Source organism: Microcoleus sp. FACHB-831 (assembly GCF_014695585.1).
Classification (GTDB): domain Bacteria; phylum Cyanobacteriota; class Cyanobacteriia; order Cyanobacteriales; family FACHB-T130; genus FACHB-831.
Map to the genome: position 1 here is coordinate 39,545 of NZ_JACJON010000032.1, position 24,590 is coordinate 64,134.

Sequence of the window (24,590 nt, forward strand, 5' to 3'; positions counted from 1 at the left end):
TCAACACCCTGCCATGTTTTGAGCTTTAAATTCTTATCCCAAACACTCGGTTTACTTTTAACGTTTGGCTATCCCAGTACCCCGAGTGGTATACGTCTGGACGTTACGCATAGCTTGGCTAGCATAAGGATCGCCGGGACGTTGCTTGAGTGCCCTTTGGAAGTTAATCAGTGCGGTTTGATAATCCTTTTTCTCAGTTGCTGCGTAGCCAACTTGCATAAATCGTTCGTAGTTAGATGCTTTTTTGTTGAGCCTAACTTTAGCCTCATCAGGCTTCATATAGTCGGTAACATTCCAATAAGCAATGGTAGCGTAGCGATCGTTAGGGCGTTCCTGTAGAGCTAGGGTAAAGTAAGACAAAGCTTCGGGATAATTTTTTCTTTGGCTAGCAGCATATCCAAGTCGCATATGGCGATCGTATGCATACTCGACACCATTTGTTGGCGTTCCTTGTCGCGTAGTTGCTGGTGTTGCGATTACTGTTTCAGGTTTCGGGGTGACAACTTGCTGTGTTGTTGTAACTTTTTGCGTTTTAACTATTGTTTGGGCTTGCGTTTGTTTAGCAGGAGCAAACAAAGCGATCGCGATAACGACTGGTAGATATGTTGTTAAAGATGTTAGCTTCATAGGTAGTTTTTCCCTCTGGTTTATTATTTCCTTCTGTTGGTTAAGAAGGTTTTTTGAGTTGTTTTATATTTTTATGATGGCAGTTAGTAAACTGCGATACATCTTCCACAGGTGGAGATTTATTTAACTGTCTTCATCTACCTATTGATAGAAAGTTACAGTTTAGTCTCAAATTGCGGGAACAAATTAAATTAGTAGAAGTCGCTTTCTGCGGATGGCGATCGCTCTCGTTTCAGGCGCCGTAATATAGCTTAACATCTGGCCATATACCCCAAGGAGGGCGTATTCTGTAGCTAGCTGAAGAGCCGCGATCGCACTTGCCTAGATTATGTCAGCCTGGAAAGAGATAAGACAGCAAGCATTGCAAAGAGACAACCGCACTTGTCAAGTTTGCGGTAAACCAAACAGCGCCCAAGTTCATCACGTCACGCCTAGAAGCAAGGGTGGAAAAGATGAATTGTCCAATTTAATAACGCTGTGCGGTAAGTGTCACATGGTTATTAGTCCCGTTCCTGAATGGTTGCTGACAAAGCTTTGGGAAATTCAACCGGATGAAATTAGCGGTGAAAGAGAAAGAATATTGCATCGCATCGACGAACTTATGATAAATATAAATATGCATTATTGAAAGAGTTGCGATCGCTGGTTGAGTTGGTTAGTTTGGGATGTTTTACCAAGCTCTTAAAAACGTGAGCCTTGTTTTATAAAAAAGGTATGCTGACTTCTCTTCTTCACGAAGTAGTTGAAACTTCTATAGTAGGAATGGGTAGCTATTAAAAAGCCACTCAATTAACTCTTTATCGAATAGCTCTGGTTCTTCAAAGTGAGGCGCATGACCGCTTTTTTCAAATATGCGGATAGTAAGATTACTGAACTTATCTCTTACTGCTTCCCACATATGCGGTGGTGGTTGGAGGTAATCATAGCGCCCAAGAGCAAGAAACACAGGGGAAAGTAACTTATCTAAGTTCTCAGTAATATCGATATCCCGAAAAACCTCGCCCCAGACATAATCAAACATAGCCATATTTACTTCTATACCTTCCCAAAGTTTGGTTGCGTCATAGTTGTAGTCAAACCAACTTTTTGGCCCCATGAGAAGGCAATAGGTAATAAAAGCTTTTTCAGGTGCGGCGGATATTTCTTGAGGCAACGTAGCTAGGTTTTCAGCAAGAACTGCTTTACGCTCAGGACAAACAGATTCATTCAGATATCGTTGGGCAGCAGCATGACCTTCGGGCGACAAATTCGGCCCTACACACATCATTACCAAATGAGACACATTGGTAGGATATTTCTTGGCATACTCCAGCGCCATAAATGCATGGCCTGAATGACCAATCAGAACAATTTTATCGAATCCTAGCTCTTTCCTAACGAGTTCAATATCATCAACCAGTAAGTCTATCTGGAACAAAGAGGTATCTTTACAATCGTAAGGAGGCGAGAAACCTCGATGATCGACAAAGGCCAACTTTAGACTGTTACGGAGATTGGTAGAAAACGTTCTTGAGTAATACAGCGAACTTCCAATCACAATGGTAGGAACACCGTGACCCTCAACAATATACTGGAGCTTAAAACCGCTTGAATAGACGTGACCTCTTAAAGACATACTCTTACCTCTTTAAAAATCAATAGCTTAATCAATACATTACGTTTCAACCACTGCTAATTTTAGTATTAACCAACCACCAATCGCATCCCGACGCCGACCTTTTTCCCTAAGAGGCACGTCCTGAAAAATGCTTTTGTTTTGAGATTAAAAAGGTGATAGAAAGAAACAATACAAAATGCGCTTCGCACGAGAAGTAAAAAAATATTCGCCAGGAAGCGGAAGCAACGGATGACCGCGTGTTTTGCAAATATGCCTGGATTACCGTAACCGTTATCACCACCTGATGTTGAGAGACGCTGATAGGATCGAGATAGATGAATAAAGTCTTACCAATCTCCCTATGACTCTGGGCAATCTGCGCGATCTCTACCAGCAAGTAATTCTGGAACACTATAAGAAACCAAAGCACAAGGGCAAAACCGCTGTTGTGCATCGCCAGCAGAGGGGTCACAATCCTTCGTGCGGCGATACGATTGAGCTAACCCTTCAGCTAAATGAAGCGGGCGATCGCATTGAAGACGCTAAATTTGAAGGAGAAGGCTGCGCGATCGCGATGGCTTCTGCCGATCTCATGGCTGGCGCTTTGCGTGGGAAGAGTGTAGACGAAGCGCTGGAAATGGTGCAACGCTTCCAAAACATGATGAAAGGCGAAGCTGAATTCCCCAAAGAACAGCGCAAGCTAAACGTCATGCAAGGCGTCTCCCAGTTTCCAGTGCGGATCAAATGCGCCAACTTGACATGGCATACTCTAAAAGCTGCCCTCGAATCCGCAAATGTCGAGACGGCAAATGGATTTGTTAGCAACGAGAAAGAAGACGCTTAAAAAGCCATGTTCACAACAGCAGATTTCCTTAACTACGCCAAGTGGTCGGGTATCCTCACCTTACTATGCGGCGCGATCGCCTTTCTGGGTTTCATCTTTAAATGGGGCATCCGGTTTAGGTTTGTGGGCATCACCGGATTTATGGGCCTCCTCACAGGAGGTTTATTGGCCTTAAGTATAGTGCCCCTAACCCACAGTGAAATTCCCGGTGCAGTACGCTACTCGCTAGTTTACGACACCGGATCTACGCAAGTTGTAATTACTGTGCCGCCGCAAATCACCGAAGAACAATTAGACGCAACTCTGCGTCAAGCCGCTAGTAATTTATATTCCTACGGGCGCATGGGTCAGGGCAACAACAACCAGCTTACCGTTCGGGCACGCACGGTTATCCACCCTGAACCTGGTGTTTCCAAGTTGCTTTACTTAGGGGAGATACGCGCTTCCCTCGCCAACCGCAATGATGACAAACTAGCGATCGAAATTCACAAAGAACTATTCGCGCAACTGCCAAAACCAACCGCTTGAAAAAGTTGCGTAGGATAGGCACTGCCCGCGAGGTTAAGATAAGGTGGGCAATGCCCACCCTACTTAGGTTATGTAGCAAAGACTATCTATAAATATTTCCCGAACATTCTTGATTAATAACGTTATCTAGAAGTAAGATAATTCGTTCTATGGCTAATCAATCCTCACCAGAATTGCTCGCACAACAGACTAATGCGTTGTTTTCTCTGATGGTTGCTCCAGGGAGAATAATGCGGGGCGTCCAGGCATTATCTCATGCGGGAGTGGCGATCGCGCACCTTGGTCGTCGTCCTTTAGTTGTCGGCGGCGATCGCACTCTTGCCGCTACTTTACCCAAATTGCAGCCAGTTCTAGAACAGCAAGGTCTGCAACTTGAACAAACTTCCTATGGCGCAAATTGCAGCGAATCAAGTCTCGCATCCCTCCGCCAAGCAGTAACAACTCATCAAGCTGACTTGATTATCGGTGTCGGCGGCGGTAAAGCGTTAGATGCTGCAAAATTACTTGCCCACCAGTGCGGGTTGCCCATCGTCACAATTCCCACATCAGCCGCAACGTGCGCTGCGTGGACAGCCCTCTCTAATATCTATTCTGACGAAGGCGCATTTCTCTACGATGTTAGCCTCGATCGTTGCCCAGATTTGCTGATATTAGACTACGAATTAATTGAAACGGCTGGACAACGCACCTTAGTTGCTGGAATTGGCGACGCCTTAGCCAAGTGGTACGAAGCATCTGTAAGCAGCGGTCACTCAGATCAAACATTAATTATTGCCGCAGTACAACAGGCTAGAGTGCTAAGGGATATTTTGTTTCAAAAAACTCCTACAGCGATCGCCGAAACTGGGGGAGAATTTTGGCGAGAAGTTGTTGACGCAACCGTTCTACTTGCTGGCGTCATCGGTGGATTGGGAGGCGCACAGTGTCGCACCGTAGCAGCCCACGCCGTACACAATGGTCTGACTCACATTCCGGCTAGCCATCATGCATTACACGGAGAAAAAGTTGCCTATGGTATCCTAGTGCAACTGCGTTTAGAAGAAATGCTGTTGGGCAATCAACTCGCAGCATCTGCACGGCAACAGTTGTTGAAGTTCTACACCGAGATTGGTTTACCTGCGAGTTTAGGCGATTTGGGGTTGGGCAATATTACCCTAGCAGAGTTACAGCAAGCAGCTGAAATTGCTTGTGCCCCCAATTCGGATATTCACAGGCTACCGTTTAAAGTTGTGCCAGATCAGCTTATGGCGGCAATGGTTTCCACCAAAACGCCAGTAGAAGCGGGGCGACAGAATCTCGTTAGTAGTTCATAGTTCGTGGTGTTTTAGCAATGAACTATTAACCACCAACAATCAGCAATTGTAGTTTTTTAGATCGGGAGAGCATTGTCTTCAAATGACTTTAGATTGGATTAGCCCAGCGGAACGCTTACAATCACTGCCGCCCTACGTGTTTGCCCGCTTGGATGAACTAAAAGCCAGGGCACGCGAACAGGGTTTGGACTTGATAGACTTGGGAATGGGCAATCCGGATGGCCCAGCGCCCCAGCCAGTAATAGATGCTGCGATCGCTGCCCTGCAAAATCCCGCAAATCACGGCTATCCACCTTTTGAAGGTACGGCCAACTTCCGTCGCGCCATCACTAGCTGGTATCGTCGCTGCTACGATGTTGACTTAGATCCGGATAGCGAAGCTTTACCCCTGCTGGGTTCTAAAGAAGGTCTAACCCACCTCGCCTTGGCTTATCTCAATCCAGGTGATTTGGTTTTAGTCCCCAGTCCAGCTTACCCAGTGCATTTTCGCGGGCCGATAATTGCTGGTGCTAAACTCCACAACCTCATCCTCAAACCAGAAAACGACTGGTTGATAGATATCAGCGCTATTCCCGAGGATGTTGCCAGAACTGCGAAAATTCTCTATTTCAACTATCCCAGCAACCCCACTGGCGCAACTGCACCCCGCGAATTTTTTGAAGAAATTGTCGCTTTTGCCCGCAAGTACGAAATTTTACTCGTCCACGACCTTTGTTATGCTGAATTAGCCTTTGATGGTTATCAGCCGACCAGCTTGTTAGAAATTCCTGGCGCGAAGGACATTGGAGTTGAGTTTCATACCATGTCCAAAACCTACAATATGGCAGGCTGGCGCGTGGGATTTGTTGTTGGCAATCGCCACATTATTCAAGGGTTGCGGACTTTAAAAACTAATCTGGATTACGGCATTTTTGCTGTCTTGCAAACTGCGGCTGAAACTGCGTTGGAACTGCCAGATAGTTACGTTCAGGAAGTGCAGCAACGCTACCGCCGCCGCCGCGATTTTATGATTGACGGATTGGCTGCGTTGGGGTGGAATATTCCCAAAACAAAAGCCACTATGTATCTGTGGGTTCCGTGTCCTCCTGGTATGGGTTCGACGGATTTTGCCCTAAATGTATTGCAGCAAACTGGGGTAGTGTTGACGCCTGGTAATGCTTTTGGCCCTGGCGGGGAGGGTTACGTGCGGATAAGCTTGATTGCAGAGTGCGATCGCTTGGGTGAAGCTTTGCAGCGTTTCAAACAAGCAGGTATTCGCTATCAAACTGAGGCGCTGGTTTCTGCTTCCGATTAATTAACTTGGTGGCGATCGCGCTATTATTGAGTCCGCTAAGGCGGACTTTGTTTTTATACCAGTCTGCGGGCAAATTACAAAAAGGGGATGCGATCGCCATAGCAATGCTCCCCGTTAATCTACTTCAGAGTAAAAGATTTTGTCTCGCTAATTTCAGTACCCGCAACCTTGTCATAAAGAGTTAGCGTAACTTGGTACACTCCAGGCGCTACTTTATTATTAGTATTAACGCTGCCATTTGGAGATGGTGCTATATCATTTTCTAAGACAGCTTTGCCTTTTTCTCCTAATAAATTTTTTTGGGTAAAAATTACTTTACCCTTGGCATCTTTAACAGACATATCCATGTCAAGCCAGTTTTTGCCGTCATTACCTTTTTTAAATTTCCCAACGTTGAGTAAAACAAAATAAATCGTGTCGCCTCTTTTAAAAACAGCATCCTTGCTAGGAGCCACTTTATTGTCTGCTGTTTTTTTCGCTAGAAGGGATTGTTGAAAAGTTAGTTTGCTGGAAGTTGCGCTGGCGGTAGTAGGAGAAAAACTTGGCGTTGCGGTAGTAGTAGCAGCTGAGTTTGTTGTAGCCGAATTTGAGCTATTTGTATTAGTAGGAGAAGAAGTTGGGCTGGGGCTGCTAGTAGTAGATGTATCGGTTTTGCCACCACAAGCGCTGAGAATCGCTACCAAGCTACCTATAATTAGGGTAGTAGGGGCAAATTTTAATATATTTTTAATCATTTGTACCTCAAGGAGATTAAGCGACATTATTGGTAAAATTCATTATATTTGAAAGGTAAGGAGTTGAAAAAGTCAGGCAGAGGTATTATATGCCGGAATTACACCGATAAAACGAGTAAAATGAAGTTTACGGGAGCGCGGAGCCTGCAAACTAAGGTCAACTTTTGGTGGGCTGTAGTTAGAGATGGGATAAAGCGGCGATTCTACAAAATGCGATCGCTATATGTGTACGCAAGCACGGTCAGGGGTTAAATTTACTAAGGTTAAGTATCCTTTCTAACCTAGAGGCGATTGCGCTTCTGTACCATAAATTTAGCTCAAAAATATAAAAATAGAATTAGAATATCCGGTATAATTTCATCTTTCACAAGAAAGATATTTACTGGCGTTCCTGCCCCCATGCCGAGAATGACAACGTTAAGTCATGCTGGTTATGGTGGATTCAGGAAAAAATGAGCCTTAGTACTGTACTAGGGGTATGCTAAATTGCAGCCTATGCGGACAAGCCAAGAAATTCAGGCGGAAATAGAAAATCGGTTCGGTTTTATCCCGCCCTTCTTCGCCCCAGCGCTAGAGATTGCCGAGATCCTTGAGAACCTATGGCAACAAACGCTGTCGGGGTACATCAACAATCCTCTGCCAGCACTGTTCAAGGAAAAGCTATTCGCTTATTTGTCGCGCTACTGTAGCTTACCTTACTGCCTCATCTCCCACAGTTGCACGCTGCGTCCGCTGGGAATGACTGCAACAGAAGTTCTAGAACTGCTGGAATCGCCCCCGCCTACGGCAACGCAAATCGAGGAACAACTGAAGGAGTTAGCAAACATTTCGGCAGGAATCGCACAAGATCCGAAGCGGCTGCAATCGGAGCTAGAAACAGAATCGGCGTTTGCTAAGGGTGTGTTTGCTGGTGCCATCTTTATGTTCCTGAGAACAAATTTGGCCAGTGTTTGCCGCCGCGAGATGCATCGTATTTTGGGGTCAGTATACTACAACCACCTGACGGCGTTTTTGGTATACGTGAAAAGCTGCCACACATGGGTAGAAAATCACCCTGAGCTGGCGTATGAAGCAGACAAACGCGCCGAAGAAAACCTGGGAGGATTGCTAAGAGAGGAGCCGAGTTTATTTGACTTTTTCCGCAACTATAGCGATCGCATTAGACGTGAAAGCGAGAACAGAGAAGAACAACTGCTCGCTGAGATAAACGAGCGTCAAAGAGCGCAACAAGAACGCGATCGCTACTTAGAGCAGTTGCAGAAGGAACGCGAGTATTTAGAAGCAGTAGTTCAGCAAATGCCCGCTGGCGTAACGATCGCCTCTGCTCCCGACGGGAGGATAATTCTGTGCAACAGGCAAGCCGAAGAACTATGGGGTTCGCCCGTACCGATGCCTCAAGCGATCGCTCAATACAACGAATATCAAGCTCTATATCCAGATGGAAGTCGCTACAAAGCAGAAGATTGGCCGATGGCGCGATCGCTTATTAATGGCGAGGTGGTGAAAGATGAAGAAATTTCCACCATCCGCGGTGACGGTACGCCAGCGATAGTCAGCATTAGTTCTGCCCCGATTCGTAACAGCGAGGGGAGGATCATCGCCGGAGTTGTCACCTTCTCAGACATCACCGAGCAAAAGCAGATGCAGCAAACGCTGCGCCAGAGCGAAGAAAAGTTGAGGGCGCAATACAAAAATATCCCCATCCCCACTTATATATGGCAGCGTGTCGAGTCAGATTTTGTCTTAGTTGATTACAACTATGCTGCTGTTGCCATTAGTAAAGGTGGTATTGCTGACTTTGTGGGAAAAACAGCCAGCGACCTTCACCGCGATCGCCCAGAAATACTCGATGAACTCTGGCAGTGCTTTCAAGAAAAGACCCCCATTAAGCGAGAGATGCCATACCAGTTAATCTCTACGGGGGAAAGCAAGCATTTAGCAGTCAGCTACGTTTATGTGCCGCCCGATTTAGTGATGGTGTATGCGGAAGATATTACCAGCCGCAAGCAGGCAGAGCAGCAAATATTACAGGCTAACGAGCGCTTTACTCTAGCGGCGGCGGCGGTAAATGCCGTTATTTATGACTGGGATGTTATTTCCAACCAAGTCGAAAGGACGCGAGGCATTGAAGAAATTTTAGGCTATAGCCCTCAAGAGGTGGAACCTACTAATAAATGGTGGCGCGATCGCATCCATCCAGACGATCTGCAACGCACTGACGAACAAATGCGAGACGCCTTGGCGAATGCAAGCAGTTTCACCGTCGAATATCGCATTCGCAACAAGGAAGATCGATACCTGTATGTGTGGGACAGAGGGATAATCGTCAGAAATGACCGAGGGGATGCAGTGCGAGTAGTAGGCTGCACCTTGGACATAAGCGATCGCAAGCAGGCAGAGGAGGAACTAAAACAACAGAAAGAGATTCTGCAAAGCATCCTGGATAATATCCCCGTAATGATTGCTTTTTACGAGAATTCCCAAGACATAACGTATGTCAATTTAGAGTGGGAGAGGGTATTTGGCTGGTCTACCGAAATGCTCAAAGGAGGGGGAAGCAAGGAATTTTTTGCCCAAATTGCCCCAAACCCAGAAAACCGCAAGATGGGTTACGAGTACATGGCAACAGCACAAGCAGGCTGGCGCGATTTCAAAATTGTCGTTGCGGATGGCAGCGTTCAAGAGCATTCGTGGGCAAATATTCGGCTTTCCAACGGGATGGCCATAGGCATTGGAGTGGATGTTACCGAACGCAAGCTAGCTATGGATGAGTTGCAAGCATCTGAGAGCCGCTTCCGGCAGTTGGCAGAAAATCTGCCAGATGTATTTTGGATGTCTAGCCCCGATAAGAGTCAGATACTTTATGTCAGCCCCGCTTACGAAGACATATGGGGTCGTAGCTGCCAGAGTTTGTACGAACAGCCAACATCGTTTTTGGATACAATCTATGCCGAGGATCGCGATCGCGTAGCTGGTATTTTTGCGGTTCTGATCCAAGGAGAGGCTACAGAATTGGAGTATCGCATCGTCCGTCCCGATGGCGAGGTGCGGTGGATTCGCGATCGCGGTTTTCCCATCAAAGACGAGTCTGGTTGTGTTTACCGCATCGCCGGAATAGCTGCCGATATAACTAAGGCCAAGCAGGTTGAGGAGGCATTGCGGCAACACGCAGAAGCATTAGAACAAGCAAACCGGATTAAGGACGAGTTTCTGGCAATAGTGTCCCACGAACTGCGATCGCCGCTTAACGCCATCTTGGGTTGGGCGAAGCTACTCCGCACCCGTAAGTTTGACACGGCTACTACGGAACGCGCACTTGAGACGATCGAGCGCAATGCCAAGTCCCAAGCGCAACTCATCGAAGATCTGTTGGACATTTCCCGCATTCTCAGGGGTAAAATTCACCTGGAGATGCGTCCAGTCGAATTGATATCGGTTATTGAGGCAGCGATTGATACGGTACGCTTTGCAGCCGAGGCTAAATCTATCGAGTTTAGATTTTCGATTGTAGATTTTGGATTAGGAGATATTGGGGAGAATTTACAATCTATTGCACGCTTCTTAGTTTCTGGCGATACGAACAGATTGCAGCAAGTTGTCTGGAATCTTCTCTCAAACGCCATCAAGTTCACGCCCGAAGGCGGTCGGGTTGAAGTCCGATTGTCAGTAATAGGGAATGCGTCTGTCCAAGACTCCGGACTTAGCTATGCCCAAATAGAGGTAAGCGATTCAGGCGTGGGTATAGGTGCTGACTTTCTCCCTTATGTATTCGAGAGATTTAGGCAAGGAGATAGCACGACTACGCGATCGCACGGTGGATTGGGACTGGGTTTAGCAATAGTACGGCAATTAGTGGAACTGCACGGCGGAAAGGTATTTGCGACAAGTGAGGGAGTCGGAGGCGGTGCGACGTTTAAAGTCCATTTGCCACTGCTCAACACTGCCGAGACAAAAATTTCTAGTGTTAAAGAAAACACGAGCGGTACTGACGAGCGCGCCGCAAGCGCTATTAGGGGGTTGCGGGTGCTGGTAGTGGATGACGAAGTTGATACCCGCGAGTGGATCTCGCAGGCGTTAGAACATTATGGAACTGAGGTAATAGCGATCGCCACAGCCAAGGAGGTGCTTGAGGTTCTCGACAGGTTGAAGGCAGATATACTGGTGAGCGACATTGGAATGCCTGTTGAGGACGGCTACTCGCTGATTGCTAAAGTGCGATCGCGTAGCAGCGAGCAAGGGGGAGAAATTCCCGCGATCGCTCTCACGGCTTACGCGAGGGAAGAAGACAGGCAACGATCTTTTCAAGCAGGTTTTCAGATGCATGTGTCTAAGCCTATAGAGCCGCTAGATTTAGTAAGAGCGATCGCCAAACTAGCTGGACGAAGTTAAGGAATGGGGAAGGAGGATGGCGGCTGCAATAAATCGGCGTCTCTACAAAGGCTCTGGACTTTTAATAGTGTGATATGAATTCTTATCGATTTAGTTGGTTTGATTGGTTTTGTCTGTGGTATCCACCAGGATGGTTAATTTTATTCAACCGCCACTGGCAGCATTATCATGACGATCCAGATGGTTGGAATTGGTTTGAATATTTATTGTTTCTAATTCCTGGAGGATTTTATTTAGCCTTTTTCATCCGCTGGTTGCGTCTCGGCTGTCGTTTTCCTCGCGGTGAAAGTAATAACTTCGATCCCAATTATCAACAAGCATTCCGAGATGAAATTCTGACTTTTATAGTCAAAGATTATTTTCGCGGCGAGCTACAACAAGTTGAGAATTTACCCGAATCAGGGCCATTGATAGTAGCAGTAAACCATGCAGGGATGTGTTACCCTTGGGACATTTTAGGGTTAGCTTGTCTGTTGAGTCAGACACGAGGATGGGTAGTGCAACCGCTTGCAGGCGTGCAATTGTTCGATCATCCTTGGGTACGTTGGTGGTTGCCGCCTGGATGGTCAAAAGTTTTGGGGGGAGTAAGAGCAGAAGCGGAAGAATTTGAAGCGGCGATCGCGAGTAAGACAATTTTACTTTATGCGCCCGAAGGCATACGCGGGCCAGGGAAGGGATGGGCAAAACGCTATCAGTTAGAAAGGTTTCATCCTAGTTTTATGAAGTTGAGCGATCGCTATCGCGTTCCCGTTCTGCCTGTAGCTTGCATTGGTAATGAAAACTTGCATACTTGGAATATTAATATTAAACCTTTAGCAAGAGCGCTCGATCTACCTTTTTTGCCCGTATCTCTTTTGATGATTGTATTTGCTTTCTTTCCCTCAATGGGAGTTTGGGCAATGAGAACCCGAATGAAGTATTACATCCAGCCCGTGTATAAAGCTTGGTCAGAAGAAGATGAATTGCCAGAAGAGAATAGCGATTCTCGCCTAGAGCGATCGCGTGCTTACCGACACGCACAACTATTACAAGAAAAGCTGCAAATGCAAATTAACGACTTAAGAAAAACATAAACATAAACCCTTTCCTTTAAGGAAAGGGTTTGGGTTGAGGTCAAAACATCAACTTCCTAACTTCTGCAACTTATACAAACTTGCATACAATCCACCTTGCTCTAACAATTCATCGTGACTCCCAGACTCTATTAATTGACCGCGTTTTAGCACCAAAATCCTATCTACGTTGCGAATAGTCGAGAGGCGGTGAGCAATAATAATCGCAGTACGCCCAACCAATAATTTATCTAAAGCTTCCTGAATTAACGCTTCTGTACCTACATCTAAACTCGCCGTTGCTTCATCCAAAACTAAAATTCGGGGATGGCGAATAGCAGCGCGGGCAAAAGCTAAAAGTTGCTTTTGTCCCCCAGAAATATTAGTGCCTCTCTCGCGCAATTGAGTATCGTAACCTTGGGGTAATTGTTCGATAAACTGGGCAACATTAGTCGCCTCAGCCGCGCTGCGAACTTCTTCAAATGGGTAAGTTTCACCCAGAGTTATATTACTCTTTACATCACCCGCAAATAGAAAGCCATCTTGCAAAATTACTGCTAAGTGATGCCGCAGTTCTGTTTGCGGTAAGTCGCGAATATCAACGCCATCTAGAAGAACTCTGCCTTTGCTGGGTTCGTAGAGACGACACAAGAGACGAATTATTGAGCTTTTTCCAGCACCAGTAGGGCCAACTAAGGCAACTTTCTCGCCAGGACGGATAGTGAAATTTAAATCTTGCAGAACGTATTCATCATTTTTGTAAGCTAACCAGACATTTTCAAAACGAATTTCGCCGTATTTGGGTTGGCTATTCTCTTTTCCAAAAGAGGGAAAAGAATTAGAATCATCAGCGGATGAGGGGAGCTTTTTAGGATGTTGTGGATCGCGAATCTCTATCGGTTCGCTCATAATATTGCTGATGCGTTCGACTGCTGTAAATCCAGATTGCAGCGTGGTGAATTTTTCAGCAAAGCGGCGCACGGGGTCGAAGAGACGCTGGGAAAATAGAATGAAGGCTGAAAGAGTACCAAAAGTGAGAGCGTCTCCTATAACCATCAGGCCACCCAACCAGAGGACGCAAGCGATCGCTACTAACGAAATCCACTCTAATGTTGCAGAAACTGCTGACTCGTTAAAAATGGTATTATCTACTTCTTTGATATAGCGTTGGTTAATAGCGCGAAACATTTCTGCATTGAATTTCTCGCGGCGGAACATCTGTACAACGTTCATACCGACGATGTTTTCTTGCAGCATTGAATTCAGCGCAGATAGTTCTTCCCTAGCTTTGTAGTTCGCTTTGCGGTACTGCTGTTGTAAGTACATAATCAAAAGGCTGATTGGTATCAACATCAGCACCAGCATCAATGCTAATTGCCATTGCACCGTAAACATGGTGATGCCAATTACCAATATCTGTAAGACATCGCTAACAATGCCCACAGCACCAGTAGAGAAAACATCGCCCAGGGCTTCCACATCGCTGCTGAGGCGAGTAATTAATTTCCCCACTGGGGTTTTATCGAAAAATCGCACCGCCAGAGATGTGACGTGATAAAACAAATCATCCCGAATATCAGCGGTAATTTTCTGCCCCACTTTCTGCACCAGGTATCCCTGGACGGCTACAAATACCAAGCGGACTGCCATAGTTACCAGCAGCAAACCGGAGAGAATATTTAAGCCTTCCCAGAGGTCGCGTCCTTGGAGAAAAGACCAAGTTTGCTCTTTGCGAATAAAGGAAACAGCCTCTCCAATTATTAGGGGTTGAACTGCCCCAGCCACAGATAGGGGCACCAACAACACCATCGAAATTAGGAATTCGCGTCCGCTGCGGCGGGCATAAGGGACGAGTTGCAGGAATAGTCGCCAGTCGGTTTCGCGGGGGCGTCGATTTTCATCAGCTTCTTTTAACGGTGATAAACTAGCCATTCGATTTTAGATTTTGGATTTTAGATTGTGGATTATCCCCACGACCTGAGTCGATAATGGAATTGAATTTTTCAGGATGAATCCGCCCTGGATCGACCAGAGGTTATTTTAACTACGCAAAACACACGCTTTCCAAATGTAGCGTAGGCGACTGTACAATCGTCTCATGCGGGAGATTGAAACGCGATCGCGGTAGTCTTATCGCTTGCAGTTTTAGTGGGAATTCGCTCTAAGATACCGGAACCAAAGACTTTATCTAGTTCTAAATACTCTAGATGGACGTAGCCGATATGACAGTGGCAGGTATCGTTGGTGCAGGTTCGCGCAAATAGTGCTGCTTCAAAGTTGGGGTCGTAAATATTGCCAATTGGTTGCTTAATAAAGTGACAGCGCCGCATAGTACCGTTACCATCGACAGAGATAACGGACTCTCCTGCACGACAAGCGCGATCGCGGCTGGGATATTGGTGAGTATTGAGGCGAAATAAGGGGTCAATTGACTCAAAAAAGCGCAAATCTTCTTCAGACATTTGGGGAAGTTCGCGTTTTACGGCATTAATCCAAAGGTAGATATTTTGTGGTAATTCGCGACGCAAGGCAGCAATTTCTGCTTTGAATTGGGGGAACCCGACAACACCAGCGCTGAAGCGGACGCCGCGTTTATCGAGTTCTAGGGATTTTGCCAGGAAGCGATCGCGCTTTACCCATTCTGGATGAAATGTTGCCCACAAAGCTAGTTTATCTTTGTTGCATTCTTCCACCCAATTTAAGTTACAAGAGAGATTAGTTTGAATTGCAGCTTTGTCAACGTTAGGCATTTGAGTTAATTTAGCCAAAGCTTTTTGATACCAGCTATGGATTAAAGCTTCTCCCCAAGGTGTAATTAAAATTGAGAATCGGTGCTGTGTATTTTGGGCTATCCAGTCAGTAAATCGCTCTAAAGCTTGTTGGTCTATAGCTAATTCTGCGGCTGATTCTTGTCGCTTGGCGAAGGGGCAATATTCACAGCCATAGTTGCAACTGATTAAAGGGCCGCGATAGAGAATTGTTATGTGCATTGGTAATTATAAAAAGGCAAAATTAAAGTTATTCAGTGATAGAACAGTAGCGATAATTGCGATAATCTTGCTCGATACTCTTTTGCTTGTTTGCTATAAGTTGGACATCTAACTGGTTTAGTCGTTCAATCATTTCATCAGATAAGAAATTCTCGGAAAGATTGAGGATATCAAGTCGGTTTACCGCCGGACAGTTTAGCAAAGCTTCTGCACCTTTATCTCCCAGCGTTCCCATCGAAAGGTCTAGCACTTTCAGGAATTCAATCTCAGTTGAATCTGCTACCGCCTCAGCAATCTCGTCTGAGTATTCGCTGTTACATAGCCCTAAGTAAGCTAGCCTGGGAAATAACCCGTTGTAAAGAATTGGCATCAAATCACCTACTGAAGAATCTCCCCCGTAATTTGGCGTACCTAGCCATAACTCAAGGTGATTTAACGCAGGCAACTTCAGATCGCAAATCTGAGTAATGGTTTCGCTACTAAGTCCGCCGCTTTCCACGATCAGCGCCTTTAAATTGTCGTGGCGCAATGGATTACAATCTAAGCCACCACCACAACGTACTTGTAATATTTCCAATTGCGGATAAGCTTCCAAGATAGGGCTGATGTTGTGATGGTTAAGCCAGGAAATCTGGTAGTCGCAACCATAGGGACCGCTAAACACAGCTTTAAGACTTTTGAGCCGATCTTTAGCAGCAATAAGATCGTTATGAAACGCTCCTCCCCACGCGAAAAGTAAAGCTTCAATCTTACTGGCTTTAGGATCTTGGAGAAGGGCATCGAAATGTTTATCCTTTAGAACATAGGCAGCGCCTGCGGTTTGGGTAATGCCAGTTTGAGGGTCGAATTCTTTAACTTTCCGATTGGCAAACCTGGTAAACCTGTAATATATTTTTGACTTTTCTAGAAGACGCTCAACCAAATCCCAAGGTTTGTATTCTCGCAGAGCTTGTTTGACTTGAGGCTCTATTCTATCCCGCAATAACTGATAGGCACAATGCTGCACTTGTGCTGATTCATCTTGCAAAGCTCGAATTACCAAATCTAAACCTGCATCAGCATAATTAAGAGCTTCATTAACAGCCACTATCCGTGCTTTTACCAAAGGACTTGCCAAGCGTTGCTTGACACCCTCAATTCCTCCTAAGATAGCACCTTGTACTGGTGGCGGTGATTGTCCTCCAAGGACGGCATCATGTTGTTTTGGTTGGTTAGGCTCGTTTGTCATATTTAACTATTTCAACTCGTAGGTTTGCATTAGTTGCTGGACTTTATCTGAGAACAACCAAGCGCCAATTGTGTCGGAACGTTCAACACCAAAATCAGTTAAGCGCAGAGTTGCATTATCCAAATTAGCTAACTTCAGCGATATCAGTTGGGATAGTTCGGGAAAATCTGCGATCGCATCCGTTCCAAACTGCTGGCGATATGCTGCAAAACTTAACCCTTCATCAGACAACAAAGACAATAAAATATAGCGGCGCTGGCGTTCTTCTTCATCAAGTAGAAAGCCATAATTTGCATAGGCGAAACTTTCATCGCTTTTGTTAATAAAAACTTGTAAAATCTCGCGCACTTCCTTCGCATCTACTGCGTAATCGTTCGAGTAATGTAAACTGTCAGTGTAAGACCGCGCACCGCAACCCAAACCAACCATTCCATCAGCTTGACAACAATAAACTGGCCCTTCAAATGTAGTTGATTGTTTGGCGCGGAACATCCGCATCGAAACTTGGGTGTATCCTTCAGCAAGCAGAAAATCTCGCCCTTCGCGGTAGCAAGCGAGGCGAATATCGTCCCACTCGCGGTTAGAAATACCCATACCTGTAAGCGGTCGCACGTAGAGGGGATATAGATAAATTTCTTCTGGCTGAAATTGCAAAGCTTGGCGAATAGAATACAGAAAAGTGTCTACAGTTTGACCGGGTAAACCATACATCAAATCGATGTTAATAGTAGGAAAACCAGCCTTTCGCATGAGAGCGATCGCATCTTCCACTTGCTGCGATTTTTGCCGTCTGTGAATAGCTAAAACTTCCGCATCAATGAAACTTTGAACCCCTATGCTGGCGCGATCTATACCACGCGATCGCAACAAGTTTAATTTATCTTTATCCACAGTTTCCGGCGACATTTCTACAGAACCGGGGATGCAAGGCAAATCAGCGCCCATAGTTTCAGAAGCAATATCTAAAATAGCTTCTAATCCGCCTATTGGTAGTTGAGTAGGAGTACCGCCACCGATAGCAAATCGGGCGAAAGATGTTTCACCCAAAGCCGCTTTTACCCGCTGCGCTTGTCTTTTTACAGCCTTAATATATTGACTGACAAAATCCTCATTATGCGTAACCGTCGTAAATAGATTACAAAATCCGCAACGCATCTCGCAAAACGGGATATGAATGTAGAGGAATAGCGCATTCTTATCTTGTTTTGACCATAACTCGGAAAGTGAAATCGGCGGTTCAATTGGTCGATAAGCTGTTTTATGGGGATAAGAATAAACGTAGGCTTGATAAGGGGATTCTTGCAGTAGATTCCGCAGTTCTAAGCGATGGTATAAATTTGGATTCTTGTCCAGGTGAGTCGTCATGGTAAATTTTCCTTGGATAAATTTTGATTAATATAGCAATCCTAAATCAGTTGTGAAATCTCTATAAAGCTCTTTCCTTTGCGCTCTTTGCGTCTTGGCGGTTCATTAAAAAAATCTTCCACAAATATATTTTATTGTAGAAACGGCAATTTATCGCCTCTCGCTTCACTAGAGTTTAAGATGAATTCAGCATAAGGAACTGTACCAACAATAGGGTGATTGAGACGATGACCAGTGTAACCGTCTTCGCCATAAGTTGTACCGTGATCTGAGCATAAAATGCACAATGTAGGTGCGCGTTTTTGCAATGTTTCCCAAAGTTTACCTAACTGGCTATCTACATATTCCAAAGCAGCAGCGTGGGATTCTATTGTGTCTGTTTTTGCACCAGAAAGGTAGAAGTAATTTGGTTGATGTAAGGCTGAAATATTAATGAAGATAAATAAACGGCGATCGCGTGGTATTTTTATTAAAATATCTTGAGCGATCGCTATTTGATTTTCTGTAGATTTAGGGTTAGTAACTCCAAGTTCAGGACTCCAATAACTCTCCTTAAATAACGCAGGAAATACATTACTAAGAGGCGTGAGTTTATTGAAAAATCCTACTCCACCAATGCAAACAGTATGATAACCTTTCGACGCTAAACTGGTTATTATATCCGCACCGTCTAAAACGCAAGTATTGCTGTTAATAGTAGTACTTCCTTCAAACCGCAGCGCAAACAATCGCGGGTGGACTCCTGGCGTTATAGGTGTAGGTAGAAACCCAGCAAAAAAGGCGTGGTGCGCTGCATAAGTAAAGTTCCCTGGCGTATGGCGTTCCTCCCATCCCCCGCTGGGTAAAACCTTCGCTAAGTTGGGCGTGCGTCCTTCTTCGAGTAGTTTTTTTGCCACATCGTAGCGTAGGGTATCTAGGGTTATGAATAAGATATCGTGCGTACCAATTAAGTTGTTAATATCCATAAATTTTAAGGTGAATTTTTTAGGGAGAGACGCGATAAATCGCCGCCTCTACAAGAAAGAAAATATTATAGCAACCCTAAATCAGTTGTAAAATCTCTCTTCCGCTCTTTCCTTCGCGCTCTTTGCGTCTAACGCGCTGACGCGCTTCGCTTCGCTGACGCGGTTCGTTTAAAAAAATCTTTCACCAATCTGCGGAGGACTGTTTTAGGAGATAACTCTATTTAGCATTGCTTGCACTTCGCCGGTGTAAGTATCCAAACCTTTATAAATTATTCCTGGTAATAAATCCCCAAAAGCGTTAATTTCAAGAATGGCATGATGTTGGAAGTTAGGCGTAATAAGCAAATCGACGCCGCAGTATAAAGTATTAGGAAATAGCGCCGCAGCCGCTTCGCAGGTTTGCTGCATTTTCTCCCAGTTATCCGCGCCTACTTTAGTAAGAAATTCTTCCGTGTCACCGCGTTCGTTGCCAAGGTGCAGGTTAGTCATGGGGCTTTTTCCCAACCTTACTACAACGTGTTGAGCAATGCCATTAATAACTACTACTCGGAGATCGAATTGGCAATTTTGCAGACGCGCTTTAGGGAGCCATTCTTCAACTTGTACGCCTTCTTTAGCGAGGATGTTGATAATATCGGCAATTTCTTCGCGTTGGGTATAGTGGCGAATTTTGCGGGAGTTGTAGAGAAGAGTTTGCCCGTTTTCTCGCACTCGTTCTACTGTAGTGATAGCCGACTCGTAGCGCGAGTTAGCTTGGTAGGCGACTACTCCAGAAGCAGCAGAACCGTGAGATAGTTTAACGAAGACGCGATCGCACTCTTGATTTTGCATTTGTTCTCGCAGTTCGTCATAATTTTTGATGACGCCAAGCGATCGCGGTACTGGTATCTGGTGACGGCTAAACAGTTCGTGACACAATGGCTTATCGAACATTGCGGCAATTTCTTGGGGATGGTTCATCGTCGGCGATCGCAGTTGAGTTTCCCACCTCTGCAAGAGCGATCGCCAGCCAAGATACCATTGTCTATGGTAGAGAATTAGTCCTTTATCGAACTCTAAATTAACAGCATCAGCAGCACTAATGCGCTGGCGATCGCTAGCATCCTCGACATCCGCGCCAGCAGCAATAATCGCTTTATCTACTTCAAAGTTTCTTTCAGGCGAATCAAATCTAATAATAGTGTTCGGTGCGTCGAATCGTTCCAGGCTATCTCTAAAAGCAATCAAGTCAGAGTAGGAGACTACCGTTGCTGGCGCTAAACCGCAACGTTCTAATGCTTCTTGGAAAAACCCAACACGCCGATTCTCAGGATTGGCGATAATGATAAAATTTAGCATTATTTTGCTCTGGTTTACTCATACAAAGCGCAGTAGCGTTCTTCTTCATCGTCCTGCGGCTCTGCAATTACTTGACATTTAAGCTCAGACAACTTTTCAATCATGCTTGCAGATAGATTGTTCCTTGAGACATTGAGCGTATGAAGCTGATTTATTGATGGAAAATTCAGTAAAGCTTCAGCTCCCTTATCAGTCAAAGTTCCCATTGAAAGGTCAAGTATTGCAAGGCGGTCAATGACCGTAGGCAATTCTGCTAAACACAGAGCAATATTGTCAGAATAGTCGCTACTACGCAGTCCCACATACTTCAGATTAGGAAACAACTTTCCTTCCAAAAGTGGCAATAAGTGTTTTATTCCAACATCTTCTCCATACGTGTAGAAGCCACCAAGCCACAACTCAAGATATTCCAATGCTGGTAGGTCAAGAGCGCAAATATCATCAATAGTTTTAGGATCACCCATTGTGAAACCTGTCTCGACAACTAGGGTTTTTAAGTGTTCGTGTCGTAACGGTCTGGCCCGCAAACCCCAACTACCGCGCACTTGTAGCACTTCTAACTGAGGATAAAGCTTTAATATAGAGGTGATATTACCAAGGGCAAAGCGGGAGTTTCTATATACACTTTCGTAACCATCCCCAATGAACAAAGCTTTAAGATTGGTCAATCGTTCGCAAGCATTAGAGATAAACTTTACAAAAGTGTTAAATTCTTCATCCTCATCCCACATTGGACAGACTAAGGCTTCAACATTACTGACTTGCGGTTCTTGTAGCAATAATTTTAACTGCTCGGTATTCACAACATAAGCAGTACCAACTGGATTTGTAATGCCAACTTCAGGATTAAATTCTTCTATTGTCCAATCTTGTAATAGCGTGAAAAATAACCAAGGGTTGTAGTCCAGTAACGCCTGCTTGCCTTTTATACCTCCCTTTTGCCGCAATAACCGCGAGGCAGAATGCTGTACCTGCTTTGTAGAATCATTCAAAGCCCCAATTACCAAATCTAAACCAGATTCGCCGTAATTTAGCGCCTCCGAAAGCGCAGCAATTCGTACTTCTACAACTGGATTTGTCAGGCGGCGTTTAACCCCTTCGCGTCCTCCCAAAACGACACCCGCAACCGGAGGTGGAGCTTGACCACCAATAACAGCATCATCTTTTCTTGGCTGATTGGGATTGTTGTTCATATCACCCTTGGCGCGTGCGGTACTTATTTAGAATTCCCAAAACTAAAGCAATGCGATCGCTCTGTCTTTCCTTGAGTAGAAATATTCAACAATTACTCAGCAACTGAACAGTAACGGCTGTATCCATACTCTTCTTCGTCATATTCCTCTTTCTGATCGTTCGCGATCGCTTGGATATCTAATTCAGACAACCATTCAACTGTCTCCTCAGACAGAAAATTATCTGCAACATTGAGGATATCGAGCCGATTTACAGCCGGACAGTTGAGCAAAGCTAATGCGCCGTTGTCACTAAGAGTACCCATCGAGAGGTCTAGCACTTTAAGATGTTCCATCAGCGGCGATCGCGCTATCCACAAAGCAATCTCATCCGAGTATGTGCTGTTACGCAGTCCCAAATATGTCAAATGAGGAAATAACTCGCCAGAAATAATCGGCATAATGTCTTCAATCGATGAATTTCCCCCGTACCCATCGCTACCCAACCACAACTCAAGATGCTCTAAAGCTGGCAAATCGAGAGCGCAAATCTGGGTGACAGTTTCGCGGCTTAGTCCGCCAGTCTCGACGATCAGCGCCTCTAAGTTTTCGTGTTTTACGGGACTGAATGCTAACCCTTCACCACCACGAACTTGCAGCACTTCCAAGTTAGGATAAGCTTCTAAAATCGGACTTATATCGCTTTGCTGAATCCAAGAAATCTCCGACTCTTCCTGGGGGATATCCCCGATGAACACAGCTTTGAGATTAGCCAGCCGCTTCTTAGCAGCAACAAGCGCATCCACGAGAATTTTGGAACTACCATCAACAGCTACGTTTCCGTTCCACATCCCAAATACTAAAGCTTCAACCTGTCCTGCTTGGGAATCTTGAACCAGCCTTTCTAACTTGATGGTAATATCTTCGGTTTCGTTCCAATCGCTTCCTAGAAAATAGGCGATACCGAAAGGATTGGTAATGCCAGTTTGAGGAGAGAAATGCTTAACTCTGCGGTTTGCAAACTTGCTGGCGCGATCGCCTATAGCTGCTTCTAAGCGCTCAACTAGGTTCCAAGTGCGGTACTGTTGTAACGCCTGTTTTACGTTAAGTTCTGGTCTTTCCCGCAGTAGCATAAAAGCTCTTCGATGCACCTGCGCGGAATTATCATTTAAAGCCGCAATTACCAATTCTAAGCCAGGTTCGCCATACTTCAATGCTTCGGAAAGCGCCGCAATTCGCGCTTCTACAACCGAACTTGCCAAGCGATTCTTAACACCTTCAAGTCCTCCCAAGATAACGCCTCCTACAGGGGGTGGTGCTTGTCCGCCAAGCACGGCATCATCTTCTCTCGGCTGATTGGGATTGTTGTTCATATTACCTTTTACTTAAAACTAATTATTTCTACAACAACTGGCATCGAAGCGATCGCATTCTGTTTTTAACTAGAAATCTTTAGTCTCACTCACCCAGAGGATAGTAGCGATCGCTTTCATCTTCACAATTCTCATTCAGAGCATAGTAGCGATCGCCTCCATATCCAGAATCATCCTGTGCATCTGCAATTACCCAACACTTAAGCTCAGATAACTCTTCAACCATGTATTCACACAAGCGGTTATTAGAGACATTAAGTGTGTGAAGATAAGCGGTCGCCGGACAGTTTAGCAAAGTTTTCGCCCCCTTGTCTGTTAAAGTCCCCATCGACAGATCCAACACCGCAAGGCGATCGATTATCGGCGACTGTACAAGGACAGATGCAATTCGATCGGTTTCTTCGCTACTACGCAATCCCAAATAGCTTAGATTTGGAAATAATTCATTGAAAAGAATGGGGCTTAGGCTATCAATGGCCTCTGTTAAATATAGCTGCGTACCCAGCCACAACTCAAGATATTCTAGGGCTGGTAATCTGAGAGCGCAAATTTGGGCAAAATTCCTATCATCGATATCAGCAGTTTCGACAATGAGTGTCTTTAAACAGTCGTGTCGTAGGTCTTCTAAATTTAGAGAGGAATACCTATCGATGCGACCCCGAACCTGCAACACCTCAAGATTAGGATAAGCCTTTAAAATAGGGCTGATGTCGCTCACTTCTAGCCTGGATTTTCTATATTGGTGTTCTTCACCATCTCCGATGAACAACGCTTTGAGACTTGTCAACTGCTTGCTTGCGCCAGAAATAGCATCTACATAAGTTTTAAATTGTTGTCTATTCTGGTAGTCATACCGCATTCGACAGACCAAGGCTTCGACTTTACTCGCTTGTGGATCTTTTAGAAGCATTTCAAATTGATCTAGTTTCACAACGTAAGCAGTGCCGACTGGATCTGTAATGCCTATTTGAGGGTTAAAATCCTCATGTTTCCAGCCCGCTAATGTCGTAAAAAACTCCCAGGGTTCGTAATCTAATAAAGCCTGCTTTACCTTAAAATCTGTCTTGTCCCGCAAAATCAAATAGGCTTTGCGCTGCACTTGCAAGGAATTATTCTGCAAAGCTTCAATTACCACATCTAAACCTAATTCACCATATTTGAGTGCTTCTCTGAGAGCAGCAATTTGGACTTCTACAACCGAACTCGCCAAGCGACGTTTAACACCTTCAATTCCTCCCAAGATAACGCCTGCGACTGGGGGTGGTGCTTGACCGCCAAGCACGGCATCATCTTCTCTCGGCTGATTGAGATTGTTGTTCATATTACCTTTGGCGCGTGCGGTACTTATTTAGAATTCCCAAAATAAAGGCGAGGCGATCGCTACTCCATCTCTTGTCCGGTTCATCAGAGGACTCGAAAACAGCGCAGTTGCGATCGCCCACCATTTTAGTACATTTGTACTAAAAACCCAAATTTTGTAGAGAGGGGGATTTATCGCCTCTCATCTTGTAAGAACGCACCCGCGATCGCTATTCAACAAAAGGCGTTGCTGAATTGCGAATGATTTAGATACCTCAGAAGCTGATTTTATCTGCCAAAACCATTACTTTTCAGCAACGCCAGAAATTAATCTCTCAAACATCTTTCAGGAGTACTGGTGCGGGTGAAAATTGGGCTGTTCTAATGAAGATTTCTGCCTTGACGTGTTGCAAAGACTGCGAGCCATCTTGTAGTCGCTGTCCTAAACTGTCTAGGACAAAATTTTCTTTTACTAATGCCAC

The 24,590-nt window shown here is 45.1% G+C and carries 20 protein-coding genes; 7 read left to right on the top strand and 13 right to left on the bottom strand.

Features of this window, described 5'->3' with window-relative positions:
* Positions 1 to 57 precede the first annotated feature (57 nt).
* Entirely contained in the window at positions 58 to 627 is a 570-nt protein-coding gene (locus H6F77_RS06555) for a tetratricopeptide repeat protein (protein ID WP_190486532.1), read from the bottom strand.
* Between the two features lie 328 nt (positions 628 to 955).
* Here H6F77_RS06555 and H6F77_RS06560 point away from each other — a divergent pair, with 328 nt between their 5' ends.
* Positions 956 to 1,255, top strand: coding sequence for an HNH endonuclease (locus H6F77_RS06560; RefSeq protein WP_190486537.1), 300 nt, complete (start codon positions 956 to 958; stop codon positions 1,253 to 1,255).
* A 123-nt stretch (positions 1,256 to 1,378) separates the two neighbouring features.
* Here H6F77_RS06560 and H6F77_RS06565 read toward each other — a convergent pair whose 3' ends face one another.
* Entirely contained in the window at positions 1,379 to 2,242 is an 864-nt protein-coding gene (locus H6F77_RS06565) for an alpha/beta fold hydrolase (protein WP_190486539.1), read from the bottom strand.
* A gap of 343 nt (positions 2,243 to 2,585) precedes the next feature.
* Here H6F77_RS06565 and sufU point away from each other — a divergent pair, with 343 nt between their 5' ends.
* From sufU to H6F77_RS06585, 4 genes are all read left to right on the top strand, one after another.
* Complete coding sequence (gene sufU / locus H6F77_RS06570) at positions 2,586 to 3,068, top strand: Fe-S cluster assembly sulfur transfer protein SufU (protein WP_190486541.1); 483 nt, start codon at positions 2,586 to 2,588, stop codon at positions 3,066 to 3,068.
* Between the two features lie 6 nt (positions 3,069 to 3,074).
* Entirely contained in the window at positions 3,075 to 3,596 is a 522-nt protein-coding gene (locus H6F77_RS06575; protein WP_190486544.1) for a Ycf51 family protein, read from the top strand.
* Positions 3,597 to 3,745: 149 nt separating this feature from the next.
* The gene (locus H6F77_RS06580; RefSeq protein WP_190486546.1) at positions 3,746 to 4,909 is read left to right on the top strand and encodes an iron-containing alcohol dehydrogenase family protein; all 1,164 of its coding nucleotides are present in this window, start codon (positions 3,746 to 3,748) and stop codon (positions 4,907 to 4,909) included.
* Between the two features lie 82 nt (positions 4,910 to 4,991).
* Positions 4,992 to 6,203: an aspartate aminotransferase gene (locus H6F77_RS06585; RefSeq protein ID WP_190486549.1), complete on the top strand. Its 1,212-nt coding sequence runs from the start codon at positions 4,992 to 4,994 to the stop codon at positions 6,201 to 6,203.
* 119 nt (positions 6,204 to 6,322) lie between these two features.
* Here the strand turns inward: H6F77_RS06585 and H6F77_RS06590 are convergent, their stop codons facing one another.
* Entirely contained in the window at positions 6,323 to 6,937 is a 615-nt protein-coding gene (locus H6F77_RS06590) for a hypothetical protein (protein ID WP_190486551.1), read from the bottom strand.
* Positions 6,938 to 7,432: 495 nt separating this feature from the next.
* On the opposite strand from H6F77_RS06590, the gene H6F77_RS06595 reads away from it, so the two are divergent.
* Positions 7,433 to 11,326, top strand: a complete 3,894-nt coding sequence (locus tag H6F77_RS06595; RefSeq protein WP_190486552.1) for a hybrid sensor histidine kinase/response regulator — start codon at positions 7,433 to 7,435, stop codon at positions 11,324 to 11,326.
* Positions 11,327 to 11,400: 74 nt separating this feature from the next.
* Positions 11,401 to 12,399, top strand: a complete 999-nt coding sequence (locus H6F77_RS06600; RefSeq protein ID WP_190486554.1) for a 1-acyl-sn-glycerol-3-phosphate acyltransferase — start codon at positions 11,401 to 11,403, stop codon at positions 12,397 to 12,399.
* A gap of 48 nt (positions 12,400 to 12,447) precedes the next feature.
* Here H6F77_RS06600 and H6F77_RS06605 read toward each other — a convergent pair whose 3' ends face one another.
* The 10 genes from H6F77_RS06605 to H6F77_RS06650 form a co-directional block, all read right to left on the bottom strand.
* Positions 12,448 to 14,310, bottom strand: a complete 1,863-nt coding sequence (locus tag H6F77_RS06605) for an ABC transporter ATP-binding protein (RefSeq protein WP_190486556.1) — start codon at positions 14,308 to 14,310, stop codon at positions 12,448 to 12,450.
* A 164-nt stretch (positions 14,311 to 14,474) separates the two neighbouring features.
* The gene (locus tag H6F77_RS06610; RefSeq protein WP_190486557.1) at positions 14,475 to 15,368 is read right to left on the bottom strand and encodes an STM4011 family radical SAM protein; all 894 of its coding nucleotides are present in this window, start codon (positions 15,366 to 15,368) and stop codon (positions 14,475 to 14,477) included.
* Positions 15,369 to 15,396: 28 nt separating this feature from the next.
* Positions 15,397 to 16,596 (bottom strand): HEAT repeat domain-containing protein, encoded by a 1,200-nt coding sequence (locus H6F77_RS06615; RefSeq protein WP_190486559.1) that lies wholly within the window; start codon positions 16,594 to 16,596, stop codon positions 15,397 to 15,399.
* A gap of 6 nt (positions 16,597 to 16,602) precedes the next feature.
* Positions 16,603 to 17,961: an STM4012 family radical SAM protein gene (locus H6F77_RS06620; protein WP_190486561.1), complete on the bottom strand. Its 1,359-nt coding sequence runs from the start codon at positions 17,959 to 17,961 to the stop codon at positions 16,603 to 16,605.
* Positions 17,962 to 18,092: 131 nt separating this feature from the next.
* Complete coding sequence (locus H6F77_RS06625) at positions 18,093 to 18,926, bottom strand: STM4013/SEN3800 family hydrolase (RefSeq protein WP_190486562.1); 834 nt, start codon at positions 18,924 to 18,926, stop codon at positions 18,093 to 18,095.
* A 204-nt stretch (positions 18,927 to 19,130) separates the two neighbouring features.
* Entirely contained in the window at positions 19,131 to 20,264 is a 1,134-nt protein-coding gene (locus tag H6F77_RS06630) for an STM4014 family protein (RefSeq protein ID WP_190486563.1), read from the bottom strand.
* A 14-nt stretch (positions 20,265 to 20,278) separates the two neighbouring features.
* On the bottom strand, positions 20,279 to 21,457 hold the full coding sequence (locus H6F77_RS06635) for a leucine-rich repeat domain-containing protein (protein ID WP_190486565.1): 1,179 nt from the start codon (positions 21,455 to 21,457) through the stop codon (positions 20,279 to 20,281).
* Between the two features lie 92 nt (positions 21,458 to 21,549).
* Positions 21,550 to 22,809: an STM4015 family protein gene (locus H6F77_RS06640; RefSeq protein WP_190486567.1), complete on the bottom strand. Its 1,260-nt coding sequence runs from the start codon at positions 22,807 to 22,809 to the stop codon at positions 21,550 to 21,552.
* Positions 22,810 to 22,894: 85 nt separating this feature from the next.
* Positions 22,895 to 24,130: a HEAT repeat domain-containing protein gene (locus H6F77_RS06645; RefSeq protein ID WP_190486569.1), complete on the bottom strand. Its 1,236-nt coding sequence runs from the start codon at positions 24,128 to 24,130 to the stop codon at positions 22,895 to 22,897.
* A 313-nt stretch (positions 24,131 to 24,443) separates the two neighbouring features.
* Positions 24,444 to 24,590: a hypothetical protein gene (locus H6F77_RS06650; protein ID WP_190486571.1), complete on the bottom strand. Its 147-nt coding sequence runs from the start codon at positions 24,588 to 24,590 to the stop codon at positions 24,444 to 24,446.

Coding starts and splice junctions, on each gene's coding strand:
- H6F77_RS06645 (WP_190486569.1), bottom strand. CDS start 24,130: ATGAACAACAATCTCAATCAGCCGAGAGAAGATGATGCCGTGCTTGGC.
- H6F77_RS06585 (WP_190486549.1), top strand. CDS start 4,992: ATGACTTTAGATTGGATTAGCCCAGCGGAACGCTTACAATCACTGCCG.
- H6F77_RS06625 (WP_190486562.1), bottom strand. CDS start 18,926: ATGGATATTAACAACTTAATTGGTACGCACGATATCTTATTCATAACC.
- H6F77_RS06630 (WP_190486563.1), bottom strand. CDS start 20,264: ATGCTAAATTTTATCATTATCGCCAATCCTGAGAATCGGCGTGTTGGG.
- H6F77_RS06575 (WP_190486544.1), top strand. CDS start 3,075: ATGTTCACAACAGCAGATTTCCTTAACTACGCCAAGTGGTCGGGTATC.
- H6F77_RS06615 (WP_190486559.1), bottom strand. CDS start 16,596: ATGACAAACGAGCCTAACCAACCAAAACAACATGATGCCGTCCTTGGA.
- H6F77_RS06555 (WP_190486532.1), bottom strand. CDS start 627: ATGAAGCTAACATCTTTAACAACATATCTACCAGTCGTTATCGCGATC.
- H6F77_RS06565 (WP_190486539.1), bottom strand. CDS start 2,242: ATGTCTTTAAGAGGTCACGTCTATTCAAGCGGTTTTAAGCTCCAGTAT.
- H6F77_RS06620 (WP_190486561.1), bottom strand. CDS start 17,961: ATGACGACTCACCTGGACAAGAATCCAAATTTATACCATCGCTTAGAA.
- H6F77_RS06605 (WP_190486556.1), bottom strand. CDS start 14,310: ATGGCTAGTTTATCACCGTTAAAAGAAGCTGATGAAAATCGACGCCCC.
- H6F77_RS06580 (WP_190486546.1), top strand. CDS start 3,746: ATGGCTAATCAATCCTCACCAGAATTGCTCGCACAACAGACTAATGCG.
- H6F77_RS06590 (WP_190486551.1), bottom strand. CDS start 6,937: ATGATTAAAAATATATTAAAATTTGCCCCTACTACCCTAATTATAGGT.
- H6F77_RS06600 (WP_190486554.1), top strand. CDS start 11,401: ATGAATTCTTATCGATTTAGTTGGTTTGATTGGTTTTGTCTGTGGTAT.
- H6F77_RS06610 (WP_190486557.1), bottom strand. CDS start 15,368: ATGCACATAACAATTCTCTATCGCGGCCCTTTAATCAGTTGCAACTAT.
- H6F77_RS06560 (WP_190486537.1), top strand. CDS start 956: ATGTCAGCCTGGAAAGAGATAAGACAGCAAGCATTGCAAAGAGACAAC.
- H6F77_RS06635 (WP_190486565.1), bottom strand. CDS start 21,457: ATGAACAACAATCCCAATCAGCCAAGAAAAGATGATGCTGTTATTGGT.
- sufU (WP_190486541.1), top strand. CDS start 2,586: ATGACTCTGGGCAATCTGCGCGATCTCTACCAGCAAGTAATTCTGGAA.
- H6F77_RS06595 (WP_190486552.1), top strand. CDS start 7,433: ATGCGGACAAGCCAAGAAATTCAGGCGGAAATAGAAAATCGGTTCGGT.
- H6F77_RS06640 (WP_190486567.1), bottom strand. CDS start 22,809: ATGAACAACAATCCCAATCAGCCGAGAGAAGATGATGCCGTGCTTGGC.